22 protein-coding genes are annotated in these 17770 nt (G+C 59.4%); 13 read left to right on the top strand and 9 right to left on the bottom strand.

Features of this window, described 5'->3' with window-relative positions:
• Positions 1-18: 18 nt before the first annotated feature.
• On the top strand, positions 19-444 hold the full coding sequence (locus QMZ29_RS14535; protein WP_023447580.1) for a PAS domain-containing protein: 426 nt from the start codon (positions 19-21) through the stop codon (positions 442-444).
• Positions 445-449: 5 nt separating this feature from the next.
• Positions 450-1973 carry a flavodoxin domain-containing protein gene (locus tag QMZ29_RS14540; RefSeq protein ID WP_261424232.1) on the top strand — a complete coding sequence of 508 codons (1524 nt, stop codon included), beginning with the start codon at positions 450-452 and terminating at the stop codon, positions 1971-1973.
• A gap of 13 nt (positions 1974-1986) precedes the next feature.
• Here the strand turns inward: QMZ29_RS14540 and QMZ29_RS14545 are convergent, their stop codons facing one another.
• The 3 genes from QMZ29_RS14545 to QMZ29_RS14555 are packed head-to-tail and all read right to left on the bottom strand — an operon-like array spanning position 1987 to position 4680.
• Complete coding sequence (locus QMZ29_RS14545) at positions 1987-2994, bottom strand: FecCD family ABC transporter permease (RefSeq protein ID WP_060432641.1); 1008 nt, start codon at positions 2992-2994, stop codon at positions 1987-1989.
• Positions 2991-3947, bottom strand: a complete 957-nt coding sequence (locus QMZ29_RS14550; RefSeq protein WP_049295211.1) for an ABC transporter substrate-binding protein — start codon at positions 3945-3947, stop codon at positions 2991-2993. The genes QMZ29_RS14545 and QMZ29_RS14550 overlap by 4 nt, the downstream gene beginning before the upstream one ends.
• A 16-nt stretch (positions 3948-3963) precedes the next feature.
• On the bottom strand, positions 3964-4680 hold the full coding sequence (locus tag QMZ29_RS14555; protein ID WP_049203840.1) for an ABC transporter ATP-binding protein: 717 nt from the start codon (positions 4678-4680) through the stop codon (positions 3964-3966).
• A 64-nt stretch (positions 4681-4744) separates the two neighbouring features.
• Here QMZ29_RS14555 and QMZ29_RS14560 point away from each other — a divergent pair, with 64 nt between their 5' ends.
• Positions 4745-5035 (top strand): hypothetical protein, encoded by a 291-nt coding sequence (locus tag QMZ29_RS14560; protein WP_127146440.1) that lies wholly within the window; start codon positions 4745-4747, stop codon positions 5033-5035.
• 243 nt (positions 5036-5278) lie between these two features.
• Positions 5279-6130, top strand: a complete 852-nt coding sequence (locus QMZ29_RS14565; protein WP_099816723.1) for a DMT family transporter — start codon at positions 5279-5281, stop codon at positions 6128-6130.
• 54 nt (positions 6131-6184) lie between these two features.
• Here the strand turns inward: QMZ29_RS14565 and QMZ29_RS14570 are convergent, their stop codons facing one another.
• On the bottom strand, positions 6185-6775 hold the full coding sequence (locus QMZ29_RS14570; RefSeq protein ID WP_025301967.1) for a Yip1 family protein: 591 nt from the start codon (positions 6773-6775) through the stop codon (positions 6185-6187).
• A gap of 205 nt (positions 6776-6980) precedes the next feature.
• On the opposite strand from QMZ29_RS14570, the gene QMZ29_RS14575 reads away from it, so the two are divergent.
• From QMZ29_RS14575 to QMZ29_RS25840, 8 genes are all read left to right on the top strand, one after another.
• A complete protein-coding gene (locus QMZ29_RS14575; protein ID WP_261127434.1) occupies positions 6981-7448 on the top strand; it encodes an acyltransferase in 468 nt (155 codons plus the stop codon).
• Complete coding sequence (locus tag QMZ29_RS14580; RefSeq protein WP_025301965.1) at positions 7448-7990, top strand: GNAT family N-acetyltransferase; 543 nt, start codon at positions 7448-7450, stop codon at positions 7988-7990. Before QMZ29_RS14575 ends, QMZ29_RS14580 begins: the two co-directional genes overlap by 1 nt.
• Before the next feature lie 104 nt (positions 7991-8094).
• Entirely contained in the window at positions 8095-8946 is an 852-nt protein-coding gene (locus QMZ29_RS14585) for a DUF1460 domain-containing protein (RefSeq protein ID WP_043136781.1), read from the top strand.
• A 129-nt stretch (positions 8947-9075) separates the two neighbouring features.
• Complete coding sequence (locus tag QMZ29_RS14590) at positions 9076-9888, top strand: MetQ/NlpA family lipoprotein (protein ID WP_197835381.1); 813 nt, start codon at positions 9076-9078, stop codon at positions 9886-9888.
• A gap of 152 nt (positions 9889-10040) precedes the next feature.
• Entirely contained in the window at positions 10041-10490 is a 450-nt protein-coding gene (locus QMZ29_RS14595; RefSeq protein WP_173889656.1) for a type II toxin-antitoxin system PemK/MazF family toxin, read from the top strand.
• A 233-nt stretch (positions 10491-10723) separates the two neighbouring features.
• Positions 10724-11749 (top strand): MerR family transcriptional regulator, encoded by a 1026-nt coding sequence (locus QMZ29_RS14600; protein ID WP_025301962.1) that lies wholly within the window; start codon positions 10724-10726, stop codon positions 11747-11749.
• A gap of 112 nt (positions 11750-11861) precedes the next feature.
• The gene (locus QMZ29_RS14605) at positions 11862-12401 is read left to right on the top strand and encodes a GNAT family N-acetyltransferase (protein ID WP_060432638.1); all 540 of its coding nucleotides are present in this window, start codon (positions 11862-11864) and stop codon (positions 12399-12401) included.
• Positions 12402-12504: 103 nt separating this feature from the next.
• The gene (locus tag QMZ29_RS25840) at positions 12505-12588 is read left to right on the top strand and encodes a small membrane protein YohP (protein WP_016928643.1); all 84 of its coding nucleotides are present in this window, start codon (positions 12505-12507) and stop codon (positions 12586-12588) included.
• Positions 12589-12630: 42 nt separating this feature from the next.
• Here QMZ29_RS25840 and QMZ29_RS14610 read toward each other — a convergent pair whose 3' ends face one another.
• The 5 genes from QMZ29_RS14610 to QMZ29_RS14630 all read right to left on the bottom strand — a co-directional run bounded on the left by QMZ29_RS14610 (position 12631) and on the right by QMZ29_RS14630 (position 17220).
• Positions 12631-13551 carry a DUF808 domain-containing protein gene (locus tag QMZ29_RS14610; RefSeq protein WP_025301960.1) on the bottom strand — a complete coding sequence of 307 codons (921 nt, stop codon included), beginning with the start codon at positions 13549-13551 and terminating at the stop codon, positions 12631-12633.
• Positions 13552-13673: 122 nt separating this feature from the next.
• Positions 13674-14591 carry an AEC family transporter gene (locus QMZ29_RS14615; RefSeq protein WP_025301959.1) on the bottom strand — a complete coding sequence of 306 codons (918 nt, stop codon included), beginning with the start codon at positions 14589-14591 and terminating at the stop codon, positions 13674-13676.
• Between the two features lie 11 nt (positions 14592-14602).
• Positions 14603-15607, bottom strand: coding sequence for a TauD/TfdA family dioxygenase (locus QMZ29_RS14620; protein ID WP_147822934.1), 1005 nt, complete (start codon positions 15605-15607; stop codon positions 14603-14605).
• Between the two features lie 184 nt (positions 15608-15791).
• A complete protein-coding gene (locus QMZ29_RS14625) occupies positions 15792-16697 on the bottom strand; it encodes an alpha/beta fold hydrolase (protein WP_238476078.1) in 906 nt (301 codons plus the stop codon).
• Between the two features lie 118 nt (positions 16698-16815).
• Positions 16816-17220, bottom strand: a complete 405-nt coding sequence (locus QMZ29_RS14630) for a VOC family protein (protein WP_049203833.1) — start codon at positions 17218-17220, stop codon at positions 16816-16818.
• Between the two features lie 76 nt (positions 17221-17296).
• Here QMZ29_RS14630 and QMZ29_RS14635 point away from each other — a divergent pair, with 76 nt between their 5' ends.
• On the top strand, positions 17297-17752 hold the full coding sequence (locus tag QMZ29_RS14635; protein ID WP_016928647.1) for a GNAT family N-acetyltransferase: 456 nt from the start codon (positions 17297-17299) through the stop codon (positions 17750-17752).
• Positions 17753-17770: the final 18 nt, after the last annotated feature.

Consider the following 17770-nt stretch of genomic DNA (forward strand, 5'->3'; position numbering starts at 1 on the left):
AATGAGAAGGAACCTACCATGAGTCAAACCCTCGATTCCGCCCAGCTGCTGGCCGCGCTCGATAAAGTGATGGTGATCTCCACCACCGATCTGCAGGGCACCATCACCTACGTCAATGACCTGTTCTGTCAACTGACCGGCTTTTCCCGGGAAGAGCTGGTGGGCCAGCCCCACAGCATCGTGCGCCACCCTTCCGTGCCGAAAGCCGTTTACAAAGCGATGTGGGACACCATCAAGGCGGGCGGTATCTGGACCGGCATCATTCCGAACGTCGGCAAGGGCGGCGTGCTGTACGTGGTCGACACCACGGTGCAGCCGCTGTATGACGCCCAGGGCAATATCGAGGCCTATATCAGCATCCGCCGCGTGATCAACGATCTGATGACCGACTTCGAATCGGTGGAATTCGCCAAAGAACAGTTCGACAACCACTACGACAAGTAACCGCTATGGCCGACATCATCGAACGCATCCTGATTGGTTACGGTTCGGAGTCGGGCAACGCCCGGGCGCTGGCGATGCGCCTGGGCGAGCAAAGCAGCCTGCAACCCTACCGCCCCATGGTTAAAGAACTCAACGCCATCCAGCCCGCCGATGTGGGCGAGCGTGACATCCTGTTGATCGTCTCGAGCTCATTTGGCGACGGCGAACCGCCCGCCAACGCCGAGCGTTTTTCCGACGCGCTGGCGCAATGGCCGGATCCCCCCCGGTTGCGCTACGCCATCTTTGGTCTCGGCGACACCGCGTACCCGCATTTCTGCGGCTTCACGCAGGCGCTGGATGCGCGCCTGACGCAATACGGCGCCCGCGCCATCGTCAATCGCGTCGACGCCGACGTTAACTTCGAACCGTTCTTCACCACCTGGCTGACGACGCTGGGTAAGGTGCTGGCCGGCGATGCCCAGGCGGGTCGCGACTTGCATCTGCGCGTGACCGCCTACGGTGAAGACCATGCGTTCAGCGCCGCCCTCCTCGAACGACGGCCGCTCAGCGCTCGCACGCCGCAAGCCTGGCATCTGCGGCTGAATATCGCCGGAAGCGGCATCGTTTACCGGGCGGGAGATACCGTCTATCTGTTGCCGGAGAACGACGAAGGATTATTGTCCCGGCTGGCAGACTGGCTCGGCAGGCCGGAGGCCGTCGACGCGCTGCGGCGCCGGGAGCTGCGCCAGCTCAGCAAAACGACGCTGCGCGAGCTGGCGCAGTTGGCCGACAGCGAAGAGCTCAAAGGCCTGCTGAAGATCCGTCAGCGCAAAGCCCTGGAGAGTTATCTGTACGGCGCCGATCTGCTGGACGTGCTGCACGATTTTTGCCCGCCGCACGCGATCACGCTGGAGAACCTGTTGGCGCTGCTGCCCGTTTGCCTACCGCGCGCCTACTCCATCGCTTCGGCAACGCGGGAAGAGAGCCTCGATCTGTGCGTTCGCGACGTGCGTTATGAACGCGGCGACCGCACACGGCGCGGCACGGCAACCGGCTGGCTGCTCAAGCATCCCGGTCCTTTCCGTCTTTTCTGCCGCGCCAACCCCGGCTTTTACCTGCCGCGCGACACCGCCTTGCCGGTGCTGCTTATCGGTACCGGTACCGGCATCGCACCGTTGATTGGCTTACTGCGCGAAATGGCTGCCCAGGGCGAACGGCGTGAAACCGTCCTGATCTTCGGTGAGAAAAGGCGCGATGAAGACTTCCTGTATGGCGAGGAGTTGGTCACGCTGAACGCGACGGGCGTACTCACACGGCTCATCACGGCATTCTCGCGCGACGCCGCCGCCAAATATTATGTGCAGCATGCGATCGGCGATCATGCCGATGCCATCAGCGGCCTGCTGCGGCGGGGAGCGCATGTCTACCTGTGCGGCAATCGCCAGTATCTAGAACATGCCGTGGCGACGGCGCTGGAGCAAGCCTGCGGGGCGGAAAACCTGTGGCAGACGCTGATCGAGCAGCAGCGCCTGCACCTGGAACTCTATTGAGACAGGGCGGTGTTCACCGCTCCGCGCGCAGCAGCAAGGAGACGATGAACGCGCCCCCCAGCCCCGCCGTAATGATGCCGATGGGCAGCTCCTGATGGGGGATCAGGCTGCGGCTGAGCATGTCGCCGCCGGTCAGCAGCATCGCCCCCAGCAGGCCGCACATCGGTACGGACAAGCGATGGCGCACGCCCACCAGGCGCCGGGCCAGATAAGGCACCATCAGCCCGACAAACCCAATCACGCCCGTCAACGAAACGAGAAACGCCGTGGACAGTGCGCAACACAGAAAGGTCTCGGTGCGCAGGCGCGCCACATTGACCCCCATCGAATGGGCGGTTTGCTCGCCCGCCAGCAGCGCATCCAGCGCCCGCCAACGCAGCGCCGTAAACCCGGCCAGCAGCACAAAACTCGCCAGCGGAATGAACAGATTATCCCAACGCGCCAACCCCAGCCCGCCCAGCGACCAGAACAACACCGAACCGGCCGCCCGCTGATCGCCGGAAAACACCAGGTAGCTGGTGAGCGCGCTGAACAAAAACGAGACCGCCAGCCCGCAGACGATCAGCTGCTCGGCGCGCCTGACCCGGCTGACGCGAAACAGGATCATCACCGCCATCGCCGACAAAATACCGCCGGCGAAAGCGGACAGCGGCAACGTCAGCGCGCCCAGCGCATCGCCAAAGCGCGTGATGACCAGCACCGCGCCGGCGGAGGCGCCGGAGGAGAGCCCAAACAAAAAAGGATCGGCCAGCTCATTGCGGGTGGTGGTCTGCAGCAGCGCGCCGGTCATCGCCAGCCCGGCGCCGGTTAACGCCGCTAACAAGGCCCTGGGCACCCGCAGTTGCACGACGATGGTGTCCAGCATGCCGGAAAGCGGCGCCGAACCGAGCCCTAACGCCGCAAACGCCTGTCGCCATGACAACGCGACGCTGCCCAGCTGCAGGCTCCAGATCATTAGCCCGCACAACACTGACAGCGCCAGCGGTGCGAGCAGCATAAACCGCCGGGTCGGCGAATTCATTCAGCCTCCGGCGCGTACAGCGCCCGCGCCAGCTTTTCCACCGCGCCGATGTTGGCCGGCCCCGGCGTCAGCTCCGCATACTGCAGTTTCAGATAACGGTGGTGCCGTACGGCGGGGGTCAATTTCATCAACGGGTGAGACTCGAGGAAGCGCCGCAGCGTATCGGCGCCCGACCCGGTCTGGTAATCCAGCAGAATAATGAAGTCGGGCTCGGCCGCCGCCACCGCTTCCCAGGACGCCGTCGTCCAGCTCGCCGGCAAGTCGTCCATCACGTTGCGGCCGCCCGCCGCTTCGACGATCGCCGTCGGCATAGCGTATCTGCCGCTGGTGAAAGGCTTCTCCTCCCCCGAGTCATAGACGAACACTTTAAGCGGCGGCTGGCCCGCCGGCCTGGCGGGAAGCGCAGCCAACCGGCGCTGCCAGCCCGCAACCAGCGCGGTGGCCTCTTGCTGCTTGCCGAAAATCTTGCCGAGCTTCAGCTCATCGTCATACAGCAGGTTCATATCGGCCTTTTGCGGCCGCCCGCCGGCCTGTACGCAGCTCTCGCTCAGCACCAGCGTTTTGATGCCGAACGGGGCGAGCGTCTCCGGTGTGACGTCACCGCCGATCTTCATGCCGTAATTCCAGCCGGCGAAGAAGAAATCCGGCTGCGCTGCCAGCAGCGTTTCCAGAGCAGGATATTTCGGCGCCAGTTCGGGAATGGCGCCCATCGCGGCCTTGAAGTCGGGCGTCAGTTTGTACCAGCCGGTGATGCCGGTCAGCCCGACAATGCGATCCTGCAAATGGAGCGCAAAGGCCATCTCGGCCATATTGATGTCGTTGATGACGGCGCGTTGCGGCGCCTGGTTGAAGGTGACCGGCGTACCGCAGCTTTCTACGGTGACGGGAAATTTTTCGGCCGCCGCCGCCCCGCCGGCCAGCAGCAGGAGCAGGGGGAATACGCGTGTGTTCATGTTTCTCTCTGGTTTATCAAGCGCAATGGGGAACGTCAAAAATACGCAGCGTTTTCCCGCTGACGGGGTGCGCCACCTTGAAACTGTTCATGCCGAACACCGGCAAAATCACCGGGGTCTGCAACACCGCCTCGGGCGTACCACAGGCTACCTGGCGGCTTTCGTTGAGCACCAGGATCCGATCGGCAAACGCCTCTGCCACGGGCAAATCGTGCAGCACTGCAATCACGGCAATGTCTTTATTTTTCACTAACGACAGCAGCGCCGAGCGCCCGGGCGGATCGAGGTGATTGGTCGGTTCATCCAGCAACAACAGATCGGGAGACTGCGCCAACGCCCGGGCCAGTGCAGCACGCTGACGCTGACCGCCCGAGAGCCGCCCCAACGGGCGGTGCCTGAGCGGCGCCAGCCCGGTTTCCCCGATGGCCTCGTCAACAATGCGCTTTCCCGTCGCAGAGCGTTCGCCATGCGGTAAACGGCCCAACGCCACGTAGTCCTCAACCGACAGCCGCAAATCCGGCAGATCGTTTTGTGCCAGAAAGGCGATGCTTCTGGCACGTTCCGCCGCCGGCCACTCGGACAAGGCGCGCCCTCGCCAGTAAATGCCGCCGCTGTCCGGCCGCGTTTCGCCGATCAGGGCGCGCAACAGGCTGGACTTGCCGCTGCCGTTAGGGCCGATCACCGCCAGCTTTTCACTGGAACGGAGCGCGAAATGGATGTTGTCGAGTATCAATGCCCCGCCGTGGCCGGTCAGGCTAACTCCATCAACGCGGAGGGTGTCGTGAATTGAATTCATTATGCGTCAATTGTTATATTATAACATATCAATATTTTTACCACGATTCCGCGCCTTCTGCAAAAGCGAATCGCAACCTCTTTTGCCGCACGCGCTGCGTGCCGCGAGACTGGGAGCAAGCCGCGCCCCTGCGTCAACACTGCGCGGCAAAAGCAACATAGCACACCTTTTAATTAATGATAATGATTTTCATTATCATTTGAATCATTGTGATTTCCGATTGCACGCACCGCTGAACTTGGTTATGTTTGAAGCGATTAGTTTTATTTCCGGTTTGCAGGAACCCCTATGACTCCGTTGGCGCACAGCACAGATCCGACTCTTACGACCGCTCCGGCCGTCGTTTTGCTGTGTGCTTCCTCTGCCCCACCCGCCGTTTCCTCTGTCGTTTCAGCGGTTGCCGCTTACCCGCCACGCATTGTGGTTGTGCGCTAAGCCACACCGACTTTTACCTCCGGCTTATTGATCTGTTGCGTTCAGGCGTAGACCGCCGCGCGCGCCGGAGCCTGTAATTTTCACGACAGGTGAAATTGATATGCGATTCCCTTCTCTCTGGGCCAATGCCGGCCTGGCTACGCTGTTCGTCCTGCTTTGGAGCAGCGGCGCGATCTTCTCCCGTTGGGGGTTGGAGCACGCCTCCGCCTTCGCTTTTCTGTTCTTCCGCTGCGCCATCGCGCTGGCGGTGCTGTTGGTCATCGGCCTGTGGCAGCGCCAGTGTCTCCCCGCCCCCGGCACCCGCTGGCGCGTCGTGCTGATCGGCGTGCTGATGATCGGCAGCTATCAAATCTGCTATCTGCTGGCGCTGGAACAAGGTATTACGCCCGGCGTGCTGGCGACGCTGCTCGGCGTACAGCCGATCCTCACCCAGTTCATCACCGAGCGACGTTGCACCGGGCTGCGGGCACTCGGCTTGGCGCTGGCGATGGTCGGGCTGACGCTGGTGGTGTACCAAAGCCTGATGGTGGCCCACTTCTCGCTGAGCGGCATGCTGTTCGCCTTTATCGCGCTGGGCTGCATGACCGCCGGCACCCTGCTGCAAAAAGGCATGACGCAGCCGCCGCTGGCGGTCTTGCCGCTGCAGTATGCCGTCGGATTATTGATGTGTACGCTGGCACTGCCGTTTGAGCCGCTGCGGGTCGAATGGCGGCCGGCGTTCGTGCTGCCGCTGCTGTGGATGGCGGTGGTGATCTCGGTGCTGGCGACGTTCTTGCTGTATCGCCTGATCCAGCGCGGCAACCTGGTGCAGGTCACCAGCCTGTTCTACCTGATCCCGGCGGTGACCGCCCTGCTGGATTACCTGCTGCTCGGCCACGCGCTAGCCGCGCTGAGCCTGCTGGGCATGGCGGGCATCGTGCTCGGCGTGATGCTGGTTTTCCGCCGCGCATAAAAGCAAAAGCCCCCGCGCCGTTCCACCGGCGCGGGGGCAACAACAGCCGTTAACTCAGAACAACCAGGAACCGTACCCCCACAGCAGCACCGTCACCCCAAGCAGCAGCTCGAGCAACAGAATGCCGATGGCGAAGGTCGAGCTGGAGAAGATGAACCCTTCCTTACTGTCGATATTCAGGAAGTGCGGGATCCCCAGATTCAGCAGATAGCCCGAATAGCACAGGCCGATAATGCCGACAAACAGACACAGCCAGACGACCGGATAGAGCGCCACAATCCCGCTGAGGAACATCGGGGTCGCCACGTAGCCGGCGAACACCATGCAGCGGTGCAGGCTTGGGCGCGATTCATAACGCCGCGCCATCCAGTGAATGACTTTCCCCATGGCCGCTACGCCTGCCAGCATCAGCAGGTAGAACGCCACGGCGGTATAAAACGCGGTAAACATGTCGAGCCTGATGGCATGTCCCTCGCCGGAGAGCCAGCCCAACTGGGTGGTGCCGATAAAGGCGCAGACCACCGGGATGGCTGCCAAGAGCAACACGTGATGGGTGTATAGGTGCGAGACGCTTTCATTCTCGCTTTTGATCTGTTCGAACTCGGCGCTGGGATGCGCCAGAAGTCCCCAAACATGACTGACCATGAGACACCTCCTATCTCGCCGTAGGCCGCGATCGGCGAACGAATTTCACACCTCCGACGGACTGCTACCCGTGCGAGGATTGCGGCCACGGGGCTCTCTCCCCTGTGCTAATTATAGTCTTTCGGCGAAAAAACGTGCGGAAAGCGCAACGCCGCAGCGCTTTGTCTTATACTCCCACCATAAAAACCAGGCTGCGAGGAAGGTCATGTCATCCATAATCACCACCCGTCAGGCGGGGATCGTCGACGTCGACGCCGGGCGCAACGTTACCGTTGTCGAGCCCTGCAATCTTTACGGCTGCCGGCTCGGCGACGATGTCTTCGTCGGCCCGTTCGTCGAGATCCAGCGCCACGTCAGCATCGGCGCACGCAGTAAAATTCAGTCGCACAGCTTTATCTGCGAATACGTCACCCTCGGCGAAGCGTGCTTTGTCGGCCACGGCGTCACCTTCGCCAACGATCTGTTCAAAGAGGGCGCGCCCAACGCCGATCCGGCCAGTTGGGGGCGCACGCGCATCGGCGATCGGGTGTCCATCGGCTCCGGCGCCACGATCCTGGCGGTAGAGATCTGCAACGACGCGGTGATCGGCGCCGGGGCGGTGGTGACCCGCGACATCACCCGCAAGGGGATCTACGTCGGCAACCCGGCGCGTCTTTTGCGGGAGCTGCCGTAATGAACCCGGCCATCCGCATCGCGGCCATTGAGGCGCTGCCCGACGATTATCTGACGCGCGGCGATTTCAGCTTCACCATCGCCTGTTACGCTCTGCCGCAGTTCGACAGCCCGGTCGACAGCTGGCCAACCCGCCCGGTGGCACCATTTCGCAAACGGTATCCGCTGGCGCCGTTCGCCAACGAAGACAGCGTGACCTTCCTGGCGTATCGTCAGAACGACGCCGTTGGCCATATCACGCTGAGCAAAAACTGGAACGGTTACACCCTGATCGACGAGATCGCCGTCAGTGCTCATGCGCGCCGTCAGGGCATCGCCGGGGCACTGCTGGACTGCGCCAAACGGTGGGCGCGGCAGCAGGAAACCTCAGGTATGATGCTCGAAACGCAGAACAACAATCTGGCGGCCTGCCGCTGTTACCAGCATTACGGGTTTATCCTCGGCGGCATCGACCGTTTGCTGTACCGCGCCGAACCGGAGATCGCCGATCACGAAATCGCGCTGTTCTGGTATTTGCCGTTCAATAGCGAAATCGGTTACTGATTTATCGATTGCCATTGAGGTGATGTTTACTTTTTAACCCCTACCATCGGATGAGAACTGTTATCACTTACTCTGATAAGCCAGCGACACCCAGGGAGGGCCGTATGAACAAGAACAAGGCTGTTTTACTGATGTTAGCTATCGCTATGAGCGGATGCGCCGAACGCTCCACCGCCGTCTCCCCCGCGACGCCGCCGACCGACGTCACCGTTTCGCCGCCGGGCGTGCAGCCGGAGATGGACGCCAGCACCCGCAGCAAGCTGCGTGAGATCCTCGCGCTGCGCGCCGGTTGGCCCGCCGCGCAGCCGCATGGCCGCACCGTCGATTTGATTTCGCGCGAGTTTCTCGGCACGCCGTATCTCGCCAACCGTCTGATCGGTTCGCAGAACACGCCTGAGCAGTTGGTGATCGACTTCCGCGGACTGGATTGCTTCACCTACATCGATTATGTGGAAGCGCTCAGCACCGCCCGCAGCGAAGCCGAGTTCGTTCAGCGCCTGGTAGACATTCGCTACGTCGACGGCAACATCGCCTTCCCGCAGCGCAAACACTTCTTCACCGACTGGGCGCAGCGGCCGAAAAAAGTGGCCGAAGACATCACCGCCCAGCTCAGCCCGCACGCCGTCACCCTCGTGAAAAACCTCAATCAAAAGGCGGACGGCAGCAGCTACCTGCCCGGCTTGCCCAACGTGCAGCGCAGCGTCACCTACATTCCCAGCGACAACGTCGACGACAAGGTGCTGGCCCAGCTGCGCACCGGCGACTACATCGGTATTTACACCAACCTCGCCGGGCTGGACGTGACCCACACCGGCATCTTCGTGATGACCGACCATGGCCCGGTGCTGCGCAACGCCTCCTCGCGCAAGGCCAACATGCAGGTCGTCGACTCACCCTTTATGGATTACGTGATGGCTACGCCGGGCATCGTGGTGCTGCGTTCGCTCAGCCGATAATCACCGCCGCATAACGGCTATAAGCTATAGCCGTTTATGCTGAACGAGCGTTTGACTTCACCGGCGGTTCAGGCTTAGCTGTAAGGACAAAAACCAACTGATTTTATTGTTCTTTTCAGGGAGACTTCGATGACCTTACGCTGGCGTATCACCCCTCTGGCGGCGGCCTTCGCCGCTGTATTGGCGCTTCAGGGCTGCGATCAAAAAACCGACCAAAACCATATCAAAGTCGGCGTCATCAACGGCGCGGAACAGGACGTGGCGGAAGTCGCCAGGCAGGTGGCGAAAGAGAAATACGGGCTGGAGGTCGAGCTGGTCGGCTTCAGCGGTTCGCTGCTGCCGAACGACGCCACCGACAAAGGCGAACTGGACGCCAACGTGTTTCAGCACCGCCCGTTCCTCGAACAGCAAAACAAAGATCACGGCTATAAGCTGGTGGCGGTCGGCAATACCTTCGTGTTCCCGATGGCCGGCTACTCCAAAAAGATAAAATCGCTGAAAGAGCTGCCGGACGGCGCGGTGATCGCCATCCCGCTCGATCCGACCAACCTGGGGCGCGCCCTGCTGCTGCTGGAAAAAACCGGATTGATTACGCTGAAACAAGGTAAAGGGCTGCTGCCCACCGCCCTGGACATCAGCGCCAACCCGCATCATTACCAGATCATGGAGCTGGAAGGCGCGCAGTTGCCGCACGTGTTAGACGATCCGAAAGTCACCGTCGCCGTCATCAGCACCACCTACATCAACCAGACCGGCCTGTCGCCGACCAAAAACGGCATCTTCATCGAGGATAAGGACTCACCGTACACCAACATCATCGTCACCCGCGAAGACAACAAGGACGCGCCAAACGTACAGAACTTCATCAAGGCCTATGAGTCGGACGAAGTCGCCAAAGCCGCCGAGAAAATCTTCAACGGCGGCGCGGTGAAAGGCTGGTAAATTCGGCCACCATCAAGGCGGATTCTGCGCACGAATCCGCAATATTTCACTTTCATTCCCCGTTTCCTTACGCCACACCTTTCTCTAAAAGCAAAACGCCCGCATGCTCATTCCTCCATAACACGGATTGTTCACAACAAAGCAGTGTATCGATGCCGATCAAATTTGCCCCCAAGGTCGGGGAAATTCTCGAGTGCAACTATGGCAACTATCCCCTATCAGTCTGCCAACCGCATGAAGCCGGCTTTTATGATGGCCACATTCCACCAGAAATGGTGAAGAACCGTTTAGTTGTTGTGTTAAACGGCAAAATTAACGGCAACGCCTGCATTATCGTACCGCTGTCGACCACCAGAGATTCGAACAAGATCGAACGGGGATTGCACATCGAAATTACGCGTGAACTCATCGAAGATATGAGATTCTTTCATCCGCAAACGCGCTGGGCAAAGGGCGATCTGGTGCAGCAAGTCAGCCGCCAACGGCTGAACAGAGCCCGTAAAGAGAGAGGCTTTCTTACCCAGTGTCTGTCGCGCGAGCTTGTTGCTGACATACAACGCGCCGTCATTAAGTCGATCAATGCCATAAATATGCTGTTCTGACCAGTACGCTGTTGTTGACAAAACAGACAAATCAGGTGAAATTGTCGCCGTAGCCGATAAAGGCCCTTATGCTATACCCTCCCTTTCAGGGACCTGCGAAGCCCAGCCATCCAGCTGGGCTTTTGCCTCTCTGGCGCCTACCGATTTTTAAAACGTCACCTTTTCTTCCCGCTCTTGACCCTTACGTGGCGTCAGGCTTTAGTATCCCGGCACGCACAAGGGAGGAGCTACATATGTTATTGAAAGTCGGCGAACTGGCGCGCCGTTCCGGCATTACCGTTCGCACACTGCATCACTATGACAGCATTGGTTTGCTGGTCCCTTCTGCGCGTTCCGACGCCGGTTATCGTTTATACAACCGGGCTGACATCACCCGCTTGCATCACATCCAAGCGCTGCGCCGGATGGGCGTTTCGCTGGCGGAAGTCGGGGCAATTCTCGCGCGTTCAGGGCCAGCGCTTCCGGCGGTGATTGAGCAGCAGATCGCCATGTTGGAGCAGCAGTTGGCACAGATCGCCGCATTGCGCGGCCGGCTGCAGCACATGCATGCCCAACTTTCCGCCGGGCACGAACCAGAACTGAACGACTGGCTGACTACGTTGGAGTTAATGACCATGTACGATAAATACTTTACCGCCGATGAGCTGATGCAACTACCATTCTACCAAGCTGATCCCACCCGCAATCAGGAATGGGCTGCATTGGTGAGCAGCGTGGGACAACTGATGGCGGAAGGCATCGAACCTCAGGCGCCACAGGCTCAGGCGATGGCACGCCGCTGGATGCTGATGCTGGAACGCGACACCGCCGGCAACCCGGCCTTTCTCACCCGGCTGAACGCCATGCACGCCGACGAACCGTCGATGCGCGAACAGACCGGCATTACACCGACGATGACGGACTACATCACCCGCGCCTTTGCCGAAACCAAGCTGGCTGTCTATCAAAAATACCTGTCGGTGGAAGAGTACGCCTATGTGCGTCAACACTATTTCACCCGCCTGCAGGAGTGGCCGGCTCTGATCGCTCAATTCCATCAAGCGATGAACGACGGCATACCTGCCGATTCGCCGGAGGCGGTGCGATTGGCGGCCGATTGGCTGGCGCTGTTCCAATCCTATGCCGGCACCAACCCGGCGACGCAGATGAAGATCCGTGAAGCGATGGAACGGGAACCCTCGCTGACCGAGGGCACCTGGCTGACTCCGCCGTTGCTGGCCTATCTGCGCCAGGCCGTGGCCCGGCTGATGCGCGGCTGAATAGCTCATAGGATTTTCTTATCTCACCATAAGAAAACCCGATTTATCCCGGCGGCGAGCGGCGCGCATAATGGCGTTTATCCGCTGATTTCCAAGGTAAACAGGCATTACCATGACGCTCTCCGCTCCCGTACTCAGCCTCCTCGATGCCACGCCGGACGATATGGCCGCCGTGCTGCAAATTTACACTCACCACGTGCTGTACGGTGCCGCCTCGTTTGAAGAACAGCCGCCGACCTTGGCGGAAATGCAGCTGCGGCTAGGCAAGGTGCGGGAAGCCGGGTTGCCCTGGCTGGTGGCGAAAAGCGAAGGCCGTGTTATGGGCTACTGCTATGCCACACCATATCGCCCCCGGCCGGCCTATCGCTTTACCGTAGAAGACTCGGTGTATATCGCCGAAGGGCAACAGGGGAAAGGCGTCGGCAAGGCGCTGCTGAGCGCGCTGATCGCCCGCTGCGAGCAAGGCCCCTGGCGCCAGATGCTGGCGATCGTCGGTGATTCCGCCGCCAACCGCGGTTCGTTGGCGCTGCACCAGTCGCTCGGCTTTACCAGCGCCGGAACGTTAAAGGCCGTGGGGTTCAAACTGGGGGAATGGCGTGACACGCAGATTATGCAGCGCGCGCTGGGTGACGGCGACAATCGGCATCCTTGAATGCATGGCGACGCACGATAGGAAGTTAGCGTCTATAGTGAAGAGGGATTTCATTGAGTTAGCGCCAATCGCGCACGCCATCTAACCGGTAAGGGAGAAGTGAATGAAAATTATTCTGTGGATTGTCGCCATCATCTTCATCGTGGGTTTGTTGACGATTACCGGCGTTCTCAAACTGATCTTTTAATCCGTCTCATACGTCCCGCCCCTTCCGGGGCGAGACTTTTCATCATGCCTTGAAACGCGCGCGTACCGCGCCCAGCGCCGACACCACCGCCAGCACCACGCCGCCGGCCACCAGCCCGAACGCCACGTTCAGCAGTGCCGGAACCACACCCTGCAAAAGATGGCCAAACGTCGGCACCACGGTGGTGTACGAGGCCCAGTCTTCGAACAGGTGATGCACCGGCGGCAGGCCGTGGGTCAGGATGCCGCCGCCGACCATAAACATGGCGACAGTGCCGACGATCGACAGCGTTTTCATCAGATAAGGCGCGGCGCGCACGATGCCGCCGCCGAGGGAGCGCGCCACTGCGCTGCGTTTGCGGCTCAGATACAGCCCCAGATCGTCCAGCCGAACGATGCCGGCGACGATGCCGTACACGCCGAGCGTCATCACAACGGCGATGCCGCACAAGACGATCACCTGCTGGCTAAAGGTGGCGCCGGCGACGGTGCCCAAGGTAATGGCGATAATCTCGGCGGACAGCACGAAGTCGGTGCGTATTGCCCCCTTCACCTTGCGCTTCTCATAAGCCGCGGCGTCCTCATTGGCGCCGGGCCCGTCCGATTTTTCCTCCTGCGCCGCCTTGCCGTGGCTCAGGCTGTGAAACACCTTTTCGAACCCTTCGTAACACAGATAGGCGCCGCCCACCATCAGCAGCGGCGTAATCGCCCAGGGCGCGAAGGCGCTGATCAGCAGCGCCAGCGGCACCAGGATCGCCTTGTTGATCAGCGAGCCTTTGGCGACGCTCCACACCACCGGCAGCTCGCGGTCGGCTTTAACGCCGGTGACCTGCTGCGCGTTGAGCGCCAGATCGTCCCCCAGCACCCCGGCGGTTTTTTTCGCCGCCATCTTGCTCATTAACGAGACATCGTCCAGCAACGAGGCAATGTCGTCGATGAGGGTAAGTAAGCTACTTCCTGCCAAAATGATTCATCCTTTTCATATTCACGGGCCATTCTATGTTTAGCATAGCGGTAAAGCATCATGAAAGGATATGGGAGGATCTCGGAAAATGCCGGGCGGGCGATTGCCGCCCGGCGCCGGCGTTAAAGCGCTACGCTGCCCAGGATGAAGGTGACGGTAATCACCGACAGCAGCGTCGTCCAGGTGATGATGGAGGCCATCGCTTCATGATCGCCCCCCATTTGCCGCGCCAGGATATAGGCGTTGCCGGCACAAGGCACGGCGGAGTAGAGAATGGCGATGCTGGCCGGCACGCCGGTGGCGCCGAAATAGTGCACCAGCGCAATGGTAATCAGCGGCATGGCCACCAGTTTCAGCACGGTCGCATAAGAGATGGAAACCAGCTTGCGAATATGCATGCTGACGATCAACCCTGCGCCGACCGACATCAGGCTCAGCGGCGTGGCGGCGTTGGAGAGATATACGAACAGCTGTTTAAGCGCGCCGGTGATGTGCAGGTTGCACAGGTTCATCAGCACCCCGAACAACGCGCCGATGATCAGCGGGTTTTTCGTCAGCGCCAGCAGCGCGCCGCTCAGGCTTTTCTTGCTGCCGGTGCCGTAATGGTTCATCACCAACACGCTCATGATGTTGGTCAGAATGATCATATAGGCCACGAAGAAACCGGACAGCGCCACCCCCTCGCTGCCGAACAGCGATTGCGACAGCGCGATGAATACATAAGAGTTATATCTGACTCCGCCCTGAAAAATGGAGGTAAACAGATCGGCCGACGTATTGAAAAACAGTTTGCCAACGAAAATAATCAACGCGATGGCCAGCGTGGAAACTATGGTCGCCACAACGGGATAAAAGCTGTCCGCGCCGCTAAAATCCGCCTCGCTGATATCCAATATCAACAGCGCCGGAAAAAACAGGTAATAAACGAATTTGTCTGAAAAGCCCCAAAATACGGCAACGTCTTTAACATAGAGCTTTGACAAATAGCCCAGCACGATTAACAAAAAAATCGGCAATATAGAAAGAAAAACGTTCAGCATGAATAATAACCTTAAATCGAGAAAATGCGCTCTTCAACCTGATTGAGGTTGCGGTGATTCCACAAGCTTGCCGAAATGAAGACGCGTTGCACCCAGCGCAACGGCGTATCTCTTTCATCGAAAGATGGCGTGAATTTATCGCGTGAATGCAGCGCAAAACGGTTATCGATATACACCAAATCGCCCGGGCAAATATCGATGCCGATGGCATTTTCTTTCACCAGCCCGTAGAAACGCTCCAGCGCGGCTTCCGCTCGCGGCGTGCTGGCGGCAATCATGCCGGGATAGAAAACGGCGCTCACATCCGGCAGAACATGGTTTTGCGAAATAAGCGGCACCAGCGCGGTTTCTTCGCGCCCGGCCTGCGTGGACTGGCGCCAACGGTATGGCAGCTTGATGCTGTACAGCGGGCTGGCCAGCGTTTCGACGTCCTCGTGGCTCAGTTGAGCGATAGCCAAACGCGAATCGGAGATACGCGTCATCGGGCTGTGCGGATCGCGGCGCACGCCGGCTAACAGCAACCCCATCGGCGAGACGTTGAACTGCTCCAGGTGTTTCAGGGCCGCATTTTCAATATGGAAATCCAATTCAACATCGAACCCCAGACCGGTATATTCTTTTTTGGCTTCGCGTTTGGGGATCAGATTATTAATCAGTTCTTTCCCTTCGAAATACATCGAATAGGGTTCACCAATTAGCGAAGAGATGCCGACCAACAGGTTTTCACTGATATTCCCTGATTTGGCCGAAGGCGTATATTGGTTCGGACAAGGGGAAAAGAACACTTCTTTATCCACCGGCACATTTTTTAAAATAAGATAAGGCCGTGGTTTGATTGACGCCTTTTGCTGGCTTAATGCAGCGCTTAATCTGTGGGGTAAGTGGGTGATCATGGCCGAACGTATAGCGTGAATATACGCATCACCGCCGGCGGGATCGTAAGCAATTTTATCTAATGCCGAAAATAACTCGTTTCTTTCCTGATCCGTCAATTGAAAGACGTTTTGGTAATCCATCCTGAGCATTCCTTGACAATAAGAATATCATTAGCAAGCCTAATGAAAGCGGCAGGATGTTAACATTATGCAATCAAATCCATAAAGATTTATTAACTAATTTCGTGATCTTAATCACCACTCCTCCGTCCAGTTAGCGGTGGAGAAGAAGTGATTAATAAACAAACAGCTACGCGCATACGTCTCAATCGGATGCGATAGCGAATACGCCCGCGAGATAGCGCAGGACATGACCGTGGGCCTCAAAAACGCACGATAAATGCGTACTGCCCTCAAGCAAGCCAAAGGCAACATGCGCACTGCCATGCTGTTCGACGAAGCGCTGCATCGCTTGCGCATTGAACAGCTCATCCTGCGCTGCCGCCAGCAGCAAGGTCGGCAATCGCAGCGCCGCCAGTTGCTTTGCCGGGATGCGTGGCGTCAACGCGTTAGCCATATTGACGCTGTATTGGCAGACAAAATCGGGGGCGGCGGCCAGCACAGCCGGGGGAAAATTCAGGCTGACCGCCCGGGATTGCCCAAACCAGCGCCCGCCGCTGAGCGCATTGGCGACAAACGGCCATTGTCGCACCTGAGCAAAACGGGCCTCCGCCGCCAGATCGCGGGCCATCCCGGAAAATGGACCCAGCTCGGGCGCCAGCATGATCAGGCTGTCCGCCTGCTGTTCGCCAGGGTAACGGGTCAAGTAGTTGAGCAACATGCCGGCGCCGCTCGAATGGCCAAGCAGGTGTCTGCGCGCCAGCGGAAACCGGCAGCGCATTTCTGCCAGGATGATATCGACATCGCGCCAAATACGCTCAGGCCGCTCAACCGTCCCCCGCTCTCCCCTGGAATCGCCATGTCCGCGAATATCGACCAGACACACCGCGAGCGTCGGCTCGGCGGCCAGCTGGCGCGCAAGGACGTCATACCCGGCAGCGCTGTTAACCCCGCCGCCGTGATACACCACCATCACGTCTGCACTCGCGGCAGTTTGCCGATACAGGCGATAGCTCAATCCCTCAACGCGACCGGACGACATCTCCACATGCCCGCCCGGCCACTCGCCGTAAGACTTCGCTTGCTCAACATAGCGGTCAAAATCAATCAAAGCGCACCTTTCCATGATGTTGTCGGTATTTCCTACGGCAAAGCTCCTCGCCAAAATGGTGATAACAATATGAAATAACAGCAGTAATTACCATTCTTTTGCACATTCTCCCTTAGCGTCAGGGCAGATCGCCCGCCGGCACATTGAGCTGCCAGGAAAGGCCGAAACGATCGTTGAGCCAGCCGAAACGGGCGCTGAAGCCGTAGTCATCGAGCGGCATCAGCACCTTGCCGCCCTCCGCCAGCCGGTGGAACGCCCGCTCCAACGCTTCTTCGTTAGGCAGGTTGATGAACAGCGACACCGCCGGGGTAAAGCTAAAGTCATGGCTGATCGGGCTATCGATAAACACCAGGTTCTGCCGATCGAAATCGATGGCAGCATGCTTGATCAATCGCCGGCCGTCCGGCGTCGGGTCGTAATGCTGTACCTGCATGAGCCGAAAACGCTCGAACACCTGGCTGTAGAGATCGATCGCCCGCTGCGCCTCTCCCTGGAACATGACAAAGGTCGAAACCTGACTCATAACATCCCCTCCGGCAATCGTTGTGGTATTAATGGAGGATAGCGGATTACCGTTGAAGCGGCGGAAAGGAGCAACCATGAGCATCATTCATCGCCTGGCGCAGCCGGACGATCTCAACGGCCTGTTAGCCTTATATCGCGAGCTGCGCCCGCAGGACGCGCCGCTGCGCGCCGACGATGCGCGCCGCACCCTGCAACGTCTGCTGGACGATCCGGCGATCCGTCTGGTGGTGGCAGCGGACGAGGAACAACCGATCGCCACCTGCATGCTGGCGCTGATCCCGGGGCTGGCACACCAGGCGCAGCCGTTCGGTGTTATTGAGCATGTGGTGACGGCGGAGCCCTATCGCGGCCACGGCGTGGCGCTCGCGATGATCGAATACGCGCTGCAGCTGGCCTGGCGCAAGGGCTGTTACAAGGTGATGCTGCTGTCGGGGCAGCAACGCACCGGCGCGCACCAGCTTTATCTCAAAGCAGGTTTCGACGGCGATCGCGAGCGGGGATTTGTCATCAGGCGGCCCGAGGGCCGATAGCGGCCTGCTGCAAATGAG

This window comes from Serratia sp. PF-27 (assembly GCF_030053255.1).
In the GTDB taxonomy this organism is placed as follows: Bacteria; Pseudomonadota; Gammaproteobacteria; order Enterobacterales; family Enterobacteriaceae; genus Serratia; species Serratia bockelmannii.

Excerpts from the sequence above, each read along its gene's own strand:
- QMZ29_RS14535 (WP_023447580.1), top strand. The coding sequence starts at position 19 with ATGAGTCAAACCCTCGATTCCGCCCAGCTGCTGGCCGCGCTCGATAAA.
- QMZ29_RS14540 (WP_261424232.1), top strand. The coding sequence starts at position 450 with ATGGCCGACATCATCGAACGCATCCTGATTGGTTACGGTTCGGAGTCG.
- QMZ29_RS14545 (WP_060432641.1), bottom strand. The coding sequence starts at position 2,994 with ATGAATTCGCCGACCCGGCGGTTTATGCTGCTCGCACCGCTGGCGCTG.
- QMZ29_RS14550 (WP_049295211.1), bottom strand. The coding sequence starts at position 3,947 with ATGAACACACGCGTATTCCCCCTGCTCCTGCTGCTGGCCGGCGGGGCG.
- QMZ29_RS14560 (WP_127146440.1), top strand. The coding sequence starts at position 4,745 with ATGCGTCAATTGTTATATTATAACATATCAATATTTTTACCACGATTC.
- QMZ29_RS14565 (WP_099816723.1), top strand. The coding sequence starts at position 5,279 with ATGCGATTCCCTTCTCTCTGGGCCAATGCCGGCCTGGCTACGCTGTTC.
- QMZ29_RS14570 (WP_025301967.1), bottom strand. The coding sequence starts at position 6,775 with ATGGTCAGTCATGTTTGGGGACTTCTGGCGCATCCCAGCGCCGAGTTC.
- QMZ29_RS14575 (WP_261127434.1), top strand. The coding sequence starts at position 6,981 with ATGTCATCCATAATCACCACCCGTCAGGCGGGGATCGTCGACGTCGAC.
- QMZ29_RS14580 (WP_025301965.1), top strand. The coding sequence starts at position 7,448 with ATGAACCCGGCCATCCGCATCGCGGCCATTGAGGCGCTGCCCGACGAT.
- QMZ29_RS14585 (WP_043136781.1), top strand. The coding sequence starts at position 8,095 with ATGAACAAGAACAAGGCTGTTTTACTGATGTTAGCTATCGCTATGAGC.
- QMZ29_RS14590 (WP_197835381.1), top strand. The coding sequence starts at position 9,076 with ATGACCTTACGCTGGCGTATCACCCCTCTGGCGGCGGCCTTCGCCGCT.
- QMZ29_RS14595 (WP_173889656.1), top strand. The coding sequence starts at position 10,041 with ATGCCGATCAAATTTGCCCCCAAGGTCGGGGAAATTCTCGAGTGCAAC.
- QMZ29_RS14600 (WP_025301962.1), top strand. The coding sequence starts at position 10,724 with ATGTTATTGAAAGTCGGCGAACTGGCGCGCCGTTCCGGCATTACCGTT.
- QMZ29_RS14605 (WP_060432638.1), top strand. The coding sequence starts at position 11,862 with ATGACGCTCTCCGCTCCCGTACTCAGCCTCCTCGATGCCACGCCGGAC.
- QMZ29_RS25840 (WP_016928643.1), top strand. The coding sequence starts at position 12,505 with ATGAAAATTATTCTGTGGATTGTCGCCATCATCTTCATCGTGGGTTTG.
- QMZ29_RS14615 (WP_025301959.1), bottom strand. The coding sequence starts at position 14,591 with ATGCTGAACGTTTTTCTTTCTATATTGCCGATTTTTTTGTTAATCGTG.
- QMZ29_RS14620 (WP_147822934.1), bottom strand. The coding sequence starts at position 15,607 with ATGGATTACCAAAACGTCTTTCAATTGACGGATCAGGAAAGAAACGAG.
- QMZ29_RS14630 (WP_049203833.1), bottom strand. The coding sequence starts at position 17,220 with ATGAGTCAGGTTTCGACCTTTGTCATGTTCCAGGGAGAGGCGCAGCGG.
- QMZ29_RS14635 (WP_016928647.1), top strand. The coding sequence starts at position 17,297 with ATGAGCATCATTCATCGCCTGGCGCAGCCGGACGATCTCAACGGCCTG.